General features: G+C 71.1%; 8 protein-coding genes. All 8 read right to left on the bottom strand.

Annotated features, from left to right (window positions below; translation table 11 throughout):
- The coding region (locus ABTZ89_RS29610; RefSeq protein ID WP_502949614.1) for an SIS domain-containing protein at window positions 1-1113 on the bottom strand (1113 nt) is incomplete at its 3' end.
- Window positions 1110-2132: an amidohydrolase family protein gene (locus tag ABTZ89_RS29605; protein ID WP_351050799.1), complete on the bottom strand. Its 1023-nt coding sequence runs from the start codon at window positions 2130-2132 to the stop codon at window positions 1110-1112. The genes ABTZ89_RS29605 and ABTZ89_RS29610, both read right to left, overlap by 4 nt.
- A gap of 143 nt (window positions 2133-2275) precedes the next feature.
- Complete coding sequence (locus tag ABTZ89_RS29600) at window positions 2276-3214, bottom strand: carbohydrate kinase family protein (protein ID WP_351050796.1); 939 nt, start codon at window positions 3212-3214, stop codon at window positions 2276-2278.
- A complete protein-coding gene (locus ABTZ89_RS29595) occupies window positions 3211-4683 on the bottom strand; it encodes a lyase family protein (RefSeq protein WP_351050793.1) in 1473 nt (490 codons plus the stop codon). The genes ABTZ89_RS29600 and ABTZ89_RS29595 overlap by 4 nt, the downstream gene beginning before the upstream one ends.
- A 35-nt stretch (window positions 4684-4718) precedes the next feature.
- A complete protein-coding gene (locus tag ABTZ89_RS29590) occupies window positions 4719-6458 on the bottom strand; it encodes an ABC transporter permease (RefSeq protein WP_351050790.1) in 1740 nt (579 codons plus the stop codon).
- Complete coding sequence (locus ABTZ89_RS29585; protein ID WP_351050787.1) at window positions 6455-7516, bottom strand: ABC transporter ATP-binding protein; 1062 nt, start codon at window positions 7514-7516, stop codon at window positions 6455-6457. The genes ABTZ89_RS29590 and ABTZ89_RS29585 overlap by 4 nt, the downstream gene beginning before the upstream one ends.
- Before the next feature lie 112 nt (window positions 7517-7628).
- The gene (locus ABTZ89_RS29580) at window positions 7629-8657 is read right to left on the bottom strand and encodes an extracellular solute-binding protein (RefSeq protein ID WP_270950024.1); all 1029 of its coding nucleotides are present in this window, start codon (window positions 8655-8657) and stop codon (window positions 7629-7631) included.
- 2 nt (window positions 8658-8659) lie between these two features.
- Window positions 8660-9826 carry an ROK family transcriptional regulator gene (locus ABTZ89_RS29575; RefSeq protein ID WP_270950025.1) on the bottom strand — a complete coding sequence of 389 codons (1167 nt, stop codon included), beginning with the start codon at window positions 9824-9826 and terminating at the stop codon, window positions 8660-8662.
- Window positions 9827-10135: the final 309 nt, after the last annotated feature.

Genomic DNA, 10135 nt, shown 5'->3' with positions numbered 1-10135 from the left:
CGAGATCTCCGCGTTCCACGCCTCGATCACCAGTCGCGGCCGCAGCACCAGCTGCCAGCCGCCCGCGCCGTCGGACTCCACCTGCTGCTCGGTGACCTTGCGCAGGCCCGCCGGGTTGTCCGGGTCGTGACCGCGGGCGGTCGCCAGCTCCCGCGCCAGGCGTTGCAGCGGCAGGACCTCCAGGACCGGGGACAGCTCCTCCGGCACGTCCGGGATGCGCAGCCCGGCGTCCGCGCCGGGACCGATCCGCAGGATGTCCGCGCCCTGCGCGGCGAGCCGGGCCAGCGGTTCCGCCATCGCCGCACCGCCCGGGCCCGAGCCCTGCACCGCCAGCACGGCCGTCTCCGGTCCGACGGCCGCGATCGGTCCGTGCAGCAGGTCAGCGCCGCTGTAGGCGCGGGTGACCAGGTAGCTGGTCTCGGCGAGCTTCAGCGCGGCTTCCTGCGCGGTCGCCAGCGAGTACCCGCGGGCCGTGGTGATCACCCGGTCCGCGAAGCGCAGCCGGTGCGCGGCTTCGACGACCCGCTCCGCGTTGCCGTCCAGGCTGGTCCGCGCGAGCTCGCCGATGCGGTCCGGCGACACCGGGGCGACCCCGTGAACCGCCGTGAACAGCAGGTTCAGCGCGAGCAGCGTCGCCGAGTACGTCTTGGTCGCCGCGACCGCGCGCTCCCGGCCGGCACCGATGTCCAAGCTGTGGCGCGCGACGGTTCCGAGCGGCGAATCCGGCGTGTTCGTCACCGCGACCGTGAACGCCCCGCGCCGGGCCGCCTGCTCCGTCACCTCCACGAGGTCCGGGGATCCGCCGCTCTGGCTGACCGCGATCAGCGCGACGTCGGCGAGGTCCGGTTCGGCGCCGTACAGCGTGGTGGTCGACGGCGACACCAGACCGGCCGGCAGCCCGAGCAGCACCTCCACCAGGTACTTGCCGTACAGCGCCGCGTTGTCGCTGGAGCCGCGCGCCGCGAACAGCACGAACTTCGGCCGGGCGCGCACGAGCTGCTCGGCGACCGCCCGGAACTCCCCGGCGCTGCGCGCCAGGTCGGCCAGCACCCGCGGCTGCTCGGCGATCTCCGCGGCCATCCAGGTGCCGGGCCCTGCTTCCGTCGTGGTCATGTCGTTCCTCTCGCGAAGTCCGGGATCCCGAGCAGGCGCGCGGCGTTGCCGCCGAAGATCGCGCGCAGGTCCGCTTCCGGCATGCCCATCTCGTGGCACACCCGCAGCTGGTCGGCCAGGTACCGGTAGCAGTAGCCGCGCGGGAACCAGGAGGAGTCGCTGCCGAAGACGATGCGCTCGGGTCCGATCGTCTCGTAGCAGCGCCGGAACAGGTCCTCGAGCGTGAGCTTGTAGGGCATCCAGCGCACCCACTGGTTCGACCCGGAGGTGTCCACCAGGACGTTCGGGCAGGCCCAGCACAGGAACAGCACCTGCTGGACGTGCTGCACGCCGAAGTGCGGGATCACGAACGGGATGCCGGGGAACCGCTTGGCGACCGGTTCCAGCCACGCGGGTTCGATGTGGGCGTTGTGCGCGACGCCGCCGCTGGACCCGCAGTGCCCGAAGTGGATCAGCACGGGGATGCCGCGGTCGGCGGCCACCCGCCACACCGGGTCGGCGGCCGGGTCGTCGATGCGGTGCGGCAGCAGCGGAGCGAACAGCTTCAGCCCGCGCAGCCCGTGCTCGTCGATCGCCCTGGCCAGCTTCTCGGCGGCGTCGGGGGCGGTGAGGTCGCGCAGGTTCGCCATGCCGGAGAACCGGTCCGGGGCGCGCTGGACCAGCTCGGCGACCTGTTCGTCGCCGCAGCCGGTCACGAACACCGCGTGCGCGATGCCGTGCTGGTCGAGCTCGGCCAGCCACAGATCGGCCTCGTCCTGCCAGGTCCGGTCGGGGTCCGGCTGCGGGTCCGGGAAGTCCCAGGCCCGGCGCCAGCGCCGCGACTGCTCGGCCACCTGCTCGGTGCGGCGGCGCTGCGCCTGCTCGTCGTGGTCGGCACAGCTGAACTGGCCGCCGGAGAGGTCCCGGGTGGCCGGGTCCTGCTCGATGCGGAAGTGCAGGTGGAAGTCGAGAACCGAAACTGTTCCGCCTCTCCGCGAATCACAGCGGTGGTCCTGTCTGGGAGTGATCTCGCGTGGCACGGTTTCTTGTGGCTGGGTTGCGTCACGGTCCCCTGAGGTGCCGTTGATCAGGGCTGGAGTTGGCACAGCGCCGGTCATGGCTGTCCCGCCTCCCCGCGAATCACAGTGGTCCTGTCCGGGAGTGATCTCGCGTTTCTGGCTGCTCATGCCATCACGTCCTCCGGGGTGAAAGCGCGGTCGTGCGAGGGTCGGACGATCACGGTCGCGGCGACGCGCACCGCGTAGTCGGCGGCCTCGGCGAGGTCCGCGCCGTCGGCGAGCCGGTGCAGCAGGCCCGCGTTGAACGCGTCCCCGGCACCGGTCGAGTCGCACACCTGCACTTCGGGCGCCGGGTGCGCGGTGGGTTCCTGTCCTGGCTGCGCGACGAGAGCTCCGAGCGCGCCGCGCTTGACCACGACGGTCGCACCGGTCTTGTCGGCGATGCTCCGGGCCGCTTCCTCATCGGTGCAGTCGTCTCCGTGCAGGGCGCGGAGTTCGTCCTCGTTGGGCAAGAAGACGTCGACCTCGCGCAGCAGCTGGAGCACCTCGTCGCGGGTGGTCTCCGACCAGCCCGCCGGGTCCCAACCGGTGTCCAGCGCGGTGCGCGCTCCAGCCCGCCGCGCCCGGGCCAGCAGGCCGCGCGCGGACTCGCCGCGCAGGGCCGGGAGCAGGAAGTACCCGGACAGCAGCACGAACTGCGCGGACAGCGATTCGGCCGGCACGGATTCCGCGTCGAGCTCGGACATCGCCCCGAGCGCCGACAAGAACGACCGGTCCCGGCCCGGCGCCTCGGCCGCGACGGTCACGCCGGTGGGCTCGTCCTCAGCGCGGACCAGGTCGAGGCGCAGTCCGGGGAGGTCGAGCTGTTCGGTGAGCAGCCGGGCGGTGCCGTCGTCGCCGACGCGCCCGGCCAGCACCGTCGACCTGCCGAGCTGTGCCAGCACGATGGCGGTGTTGGCGGCCGAGCCGCCGGGGCGCAGGACGATCGAGGGCACGATCTGCTCGGTGCCGGGCGGCGGGAGTTCCGCCGCACCGGCGACCAGCACGTCGAGGTTGACGTTGCCGACGACCGTGATCCGGTCGCCGGGAGCAGGCTGGTTCACCCGCAGCCCCCGGCCAGCACACCGTCGACCGCAGCGTCCAGCTTGGCCGCGGCTTCGCTGAGAACCGCGCGACGGGCGGCGAATTCACCGGCCAGCGAGCGCGCCCGGCCCAGCGCCAGCTCCGCCGTGCGCCGAACGGCCGCCGCACCGGGACCACCCACCTGCGGGCGGTCGAGCACGAGCTCCGGCTTGAGCCCGGCGGCGAGCGCGGCCTCGACGACCGAGTCGTCCACCTCGCCCAGCCCGGCCTCCGCGATCGCCGCGGCGACCACCGAGCTCGTCCACTCCGCAGGCGGTGCCTGCCGGACGAGCGCGCCGACCACGGAATGCGCGCCGCGCCAGGGGATTCCGGCACCGGCCAGCGCTTCGGCGATGGCGGTGGTGGTCGCACCGGTGGCCACCACCTGCTCCGGCGACGGCGGGTCCTGCGGGCGCAGCTCCTCGATCAGCCCGCCCATCATGGTCAGGAACCGCACCGAGCGGTCCCCCGCCCGCCACAGGTGTTCCTGCACATCGGTGGTCGCGTTGTTGGAGTCCTCGTACCAGGCGGCGCCGACGTTGTTCATCGTCGCGGCCAGGTCGGCCGCCGCCGCGCCCGCCATCGAGCACATGTGCTCCAGCACCACCGGGTTCTTCTTCTGCGGCATGATGCTCGAGCCCTGGCAGTAGGCGTCCGGCGTGGCGATCCAGCCGAAGGTCATCCAGTCCAGCATGGTGCGGGCCATCCGGGCACCGGTCGCGAGGATCCGCGCCTGCACGGCCGCGGTGCGCATCAGGTGCTCCGACCCGGCCACCGCCTCGTAGCTGGAGGTGAAGCTCTCCCGGAAGCCGAGCAGTTCGCCCAGCCGCTCCGGTTCGATCGGCAGGTCCGTCCCGGCGAAGGCGCAGGAGCCGAGCGGGTTGACGTCGAGCTCGTCGTAGACCGACAGCAGCTCGTCGGCCTGGCTCAGCAGCGCCTCGGAGTAACCGGCGAGCACGTGCCCGAGCGTGGTCGGCTGCGCCGGCCGGCGGTGGGTGAACCCGGTGATCAGCACCTCCGCGCACCGGTCAGCCTGCACAGCAGCGGCCTCTGCGGCAGCGCAGGCCTGACGCGCCTGGTCGAGGACGTTGTCCCGCAGCACCATGCGGAACACCCCGGCGTCGAGGTCGTTGCGGGACCGGGCCAGCTGAACGTCCAATTCGGACTTCTTGATCCCGGCCGCCGCTGCGAGCCGCTGTTCGACCAGGTAGTAGACGTCCTCGACGCTGCCGTCGAAGACGAACCGGTCGTCCTCGGCCGCGAGCAGTTCGCGCAGCCCGCCCAGCAGCTGCCGGGCGCGCTCGGCAGGCAGCAGGCCCTGCTCGGCGAGCATCACCACGTGCGCGAGGCTGGCCGTCAGCATCGGCCGGTACAGCTGCGGCGCGGACTTCTCGAAGGCGACCCGGAGGTGGTTCTGCCAGTAGGCGGACAGGTTTTCCGGAGGCTGCATGTCAAGAACTCTTTCCACTGTGGATTGAGGCGGGCTCACGCGGTGGGCACGACCGCCGGGGCGGCCGCGGAACGCTTCTGGCGCGGCCCCTGGCCGAGCCGGTTGGACACCGCCAGGACGATCAGGATCAGCACGATCTGCAGTGCGCCGTAGGCGGCAGCGGTGCCGAATTCCGAGGAGTAGATCCGGTTGTAGATCTCCACCGACATCGGCGGCAGGCCCGGCGGGTAGATCACCACGGACGCGACGTACTCGCCCACGCCGTCGACGAAGGCCAGCAGCGCACCGGCGAGGACACCCCGCATGACCAGCGGCAACGTGATGGTGCGCAGGACTCTCATCGGGCCTGCGCCGAGGTTTCGCGCGGCTTCCTCCAGCGTCGGGTCGAGCTGGTCCAGGGAGGCGCTGGTCGAGCGGAACACCAGCGGCACGAACCGGACGAAGTAGGCGACCGGCAGGATCCACAGCGTGCCGACCAGCGTCAGGCCGAGGTTGCCGACGCCGGGCTCGTTGAACGCGGTCACCAGGTTCACGCCGATGACGGTGCCGGGCAACGCCCACGGCAGCATGATGACCACGTCCAGCAGGCCCCTGCCCGGCTTGCGCCACCGGGCCACGACCCACGCGGCCGCCGCACCGACGACGATCGCGAACGCGGTGGCCAGCAAGCTGGTCTGCACGCTCACCGAGATCGGCAGCAGGCTCTGCGGCTCGGAGAAGATCTCCAGGTAGTTGTCCAGCGTGTACTCGGACGGCAGCACCTGCGTCGTCCACGCGCCGTCCACCGAGAACGACACCAGCACGATCACCAGCACCGGCGCGAGCAGCACCACCGTCAGCAGCAGGCTGCCCAGCGCGGCGGCGAACTTCGCCGCGGCCGAGGCCGGTGCGCGCCGCGCGCTCGGAGTGCCCTTCGAGAGGCTGCGGTGCACGCGACGTCCCTGGTACCAGCGCATGCTCAGCAGGAACACGATCGACACCACGGACAGCGCGGTCGACCGGGCGGCGGCGAGCGCGGCGTTTCCGGAGGTGCGCGCGGAGACGATCTCCATCGTCAGCGTCTGCACGTTGTACAGCTGCGGCGCGGTGAACGACGCCATCGACATCATGAACGTCAGCAGCGCACCGGAGACCAGCGCCGGGGTGAGCATCGGCAGCAGCACCGTCCGCCACACCCGGATCCGGCCGGCGCCGAGGTTGGTCGCGGCCTCTTCGAGCGACCCGTCCATCCCGGCCAGCGCGGCCGAGACCGACAGGTAGAAGTACGGGTACATGGTGAAGGCGTGCACCAGGACGACACCAGCGAGCCCGCCGACCGAGGTGCTGGCCGGGTCGATGCCGAGCAGCGCGGCGAGAGTGCGCGGCAGGATCCCGGTTTCGCTGTAGAGCAGCACGAACGACACCGCGCCGATCAGCGGCGGTAGCGCCATCGGCAGCACCGCGAACACCGAGAGCGCGCGGCGGCCGGGGAAGTCGAAGCGGTGCAGCAGCACTGCGAGCAGCGTGCCGAGCACACCGCAGAAGAAGACCGAGAGCAGCGAGCTCACCAGCGACAGCAGCAGCGCCTGCCCGGAACTGCCGCCGAACAGGCTGCCGTAGTTGGTCGCGAAACCGTTGCCGCCGGCGGAGGTGATGGCCGTCGTCGCCATCGGGATGACGACGAGGAACAGCAGCACCAGCACGACCGGGACGGCCAGCACGTAGACGAACCGGTCGCCGTCGGAGGCCGGGAGCTTGCGGCGCCGGGACTTCGGGGTCACCGCCGGGGCGCTCATGGCCGCACCAGCCAGGCGTGGTCGGCGTCCGGGCGCAGGCCGACGTCGTCGCCGGGGCGTGGCAGACCGGGCCGGTCCGGCACTGCCACCGACAGCTCCAGTTCTCCGGCCCGCAGCTCGAACTGGCAGGTCGCGCCGGTGAACTCCACGGAGCGCACGACGGCGTCGAAGCTGCCCTGACCGGGTTCGGTGAGTTCGAAGTGCTCGGGCCGGACGGACACCGCGACCCGTTCACCGGTCTTGGCCTGCTCGGCGCCGCCGGTGGAGAGCTTCGCGCCGGATCCGGCCAGCTCCACCACGGCCTGCTCGCCGGAGACCTCCACGACCTCGGCGTCCAGGACGTTGCTGCCGCCGATGAACTCGGCGACGAAGGCGGTCGCGGGCTGGTGGTAGACCTCGCGCGGGGTGCCGACCTGGTGCAGCTTCCCGGATTCCAGCACGGCGATCCGGTCGCTCATCGCCATCGCCTCGGCCTGGTCGTGCGTGACGTAGACGCTGGTGATCCCGGCTTCCCGCTGCGCGCGCCGGATCTCGACCCGGGTCTCCTCCCGCAGCTTGGCGTCCAAATTGGACAGCGGCTCGTCGAGCAGCAGCACCGAGGGCGAGATGACCAGCGCGCGGGCCAGCGCGACGCGCTGCTGCTGACCGCCGGAGAGCTGGTCGATGCGCCGGTCCGCGTAGCCTTCGAGGCCGACCGCGGCGAGCGCGGCGGTGACCCGCTCGGCGCGTTCGGCCTTGGCGACCTTGCGGGTCACCAGGCCGTAGGCGACGTTCTGCGCGACGTCGTAGTGCGGGAACAGCGCGTAGTTCTGGAACACCATGCCGGTGCCGCGCTTGTTCGGCGGGGTGGCCGTGATGTCGCGGTCGCCGAAGAGGATTCGGCCGCTGGTGGGCGTGACGAACCCGGCGATCATGCGCAGCGTGGTGGACTTGCCGCAGCCGGACGGGCCCAGGAGCGTGAAGAACTCACCGGACTCGATCGTCACGTCGATGTCGTGCACGACCGGAGCGGCCGAGCCGTAGCTCTTGCCGACGCGGTCGAGGCGAACGGGGATCATGCTGGTCGCTCCGTGCTCTGCCCGCGCACCGGCGGGGCGACTAGGTGCTGGAAGTTCTCGGGCGCGGTGGGGTGCCAGTTCCAGGAAGAACCGGCACCCCGCACCGGCGCTGCTAGTTCCGGTTCTTGATCTGGTCCGTCCAGTAGGAAATCCACTCGGATTCCTTGCTGCCCGCGAGTTCCCAGTCGACCGGCATCTCCTTCAGGCCCAGCGGGGCGAGCCAGCTCGGCTCACCGGCGCCCTCGACGGTCGGGATCTGGAAGTACTCCTCGCCCAGCTTCTTCTGCTCGTCGACGCTCAGCAGGAAGTCGAGGAACTTGTCGGCGGCGGCCGCGTTCGGGCCGTCCTTGACCTTGGCCACGCCGTCGATCAGCTGCGGCACACCGGAAGTCGTGGCGACCGGCTTGAACGGGGCGCCGCTCTTCTTCTGCTGCAGCATGACGTCCTGCAGGTTCCAGACGCTGATCGGCGCTTCCTGCCGCTGGATCCGCAGGTAGAGGTCGGTCGGGTTGGCCGCGTAGATCTTGGTGTTGGCGTCCAGCTTGCGCAGCCAGTCGTAGCCCGGCTCGGGGTTGTCCGGCGTGCTGTTGCGGCTGATCATCGCCGAGTAGATGCTGCGCATCGTGCCGGAGGCGGCGACGTCGCGGACCGCGATCTTGTCCTTGTACTCCGGCTTGATCAGGTCGTCCCAGTCCTTCGGGGCCTGCTCCGGGGTCAGCATCTGGTCGTTGTAGAAGACGACCTCGGCGAGCACCATCTCGCCGACCCAGCGGCCTTCCGCGTCGCGGTAGCGCTCGGGGATCCGGTCGCGCACCTGGTCGGGCACGGGCGCGAGCACACCGTCGTTGGCGGCCTGGCTGAGCTGCTGCTGCGAGCCGCCCCACCAGACGTCGGCCTGCGGGTGGCCGCGCTCGGCGGAGATCCGCTCGGCGGCTTCCTGCGCGCCGAGCGTCAGGATCCGGACCTTGCCCTTGTACTCGGGGTTGGCCTCCTCGAAGTCCTTGACCACGGACTCGGCGAGTTCCTTGTCGCGGGCGGTGTAGATGGTCAGGCCGTCGTCGCCGCCGGCGGCGTTGAGACCGCACCCGGTCAGGCCGGCGAACAACGCCATACCGGTGATGAGGGACAGGATTCTGCGCATGGCTACCCTTCGCGCACGGGCTGCGCGGTGTTCGCAGCCGGGGGGATCAGAGATGGCGAAACCGCGCCGATGTGCAGCGCGCGCGGACCGAGCTCGGCGAACACGACCTCGGGTGCCGACGGAGCGGCCGAGCCGACGAGCGCGGCCAGTTCGGCCAACCCGTCCGGACCGAGTTCGGTGGCTGCTCCGGCGAAGACCACGCGTGCCGGGTTCACCACGCACGCGCAGACGATGGCTGCGTAGGCCCACGCCTCGATGACCTGCCTGCGCAGCTCGGCGACGGCAGGCTCACCGGCCCGAGCGGCCAGCTCGGCGACCGGGGCGTCATCGGCCCGACCGTCCAGTTCGGACAGTGCCTGCCGGATGCCGGGAACGCTCCACCGCCGTTCGAACTCGCCGCGCCCGCCGCTGTGCGGCGTGGGCGGCAAACCCGCTGGCAGGAAACCGATCTCCCCGGCGAACCCGGCGGCGCCGCGGCAGAGCGCCCCGCCGCTGACGATCGCGGCACCGATGCCGTAACCGACGTAGATCAGCACGAGGTCGTCCACGTCGGCGGCGGCGCCGCGTTCGCGCTCCCCCAGCGCGATCAGGTTGACGTCGTTGGAGATCTGCACGGGCAACCCGACCCGTTCGGCCAACGCCTCGGTGAGCGACCGCCCGCCCAACGACTCCAAGACCGGCGAGAGCGCCACGGCCCCTTCTGCGGTGGCAACACCGGGGAGCGAGAACACGACGCGGCTCGGACGCGGCTTCGGATGCATCCGAAGTGCCTGGTGGACGACGTCGCTCAGCCCGTCCAGCGGCGCGCCCGGATCCACCGCGAGGCTGTACGCCCCGAGCAGCTCCCCGGCGAGGTCGACCACCGAAACGCGCGCCTGCTCCCCCTCGAGGGACACGGCGACCAGCGATTCGGCGGACGGGTTGAACTCCAGCATCCGCGGCCGACGCCCCCCGGAGGAATCCCCGGCCCCGACCTCGATGACGTGCCCGGACCCCATCAGCTCGCGAACGATCTCGGTCAACGACGACGGTCGGTAACCGGTCAACCCGGCGAGCTCGGTGCGCGAAACGGGCCCGTGCTCGCGCAGAGCGGCGAGCACGGCATCGGTGCGGATGCGCCGCAGAGCCTCGTTCCCAGTGGGCGCAGAACGGTCGCTGACCTCGGACATGCGCTACTTTATACGCCATCCGAAGTAAGTTTCCAATACCTTTCCCCACCGAAAATCCCGCCACCCCAACCACTTCCAACAGGAACCGAACGAACACCCAGCGTGTCGGTCACGATTCAGCACTGTCCCGGCGACTGGCACCGGACGCGGCCACGAACGCGCCGACACCAAGAGCCAACCGCGACTGGCTCCCCTGGCCATCGCCCGAGAAACGCAAATTCAATGGAAATCAGACGTCCAATTTCCATTGAAATCGCACAAGTTCTCCACAGGCCGGACGACCTGTCCATACCTTCCGGCGTGTCGGGC

Origin of the sequence: Saccharopolyspora sp. NPDC002686, assembly GCF_040295745.1 — a bacterium.
Taxonomy (GTDB): Bacteria; Actinomycetota; Actinomycetes; order Mycobacteriales; family Pseudonocardiaceae; genus Saccharopolyspora; species Saccharopolyspora oryzae.
Note: the sequence above shows the minus strand (reverse complement) of the source record. Positions and strands in the feature narration are given on the sequence as shown.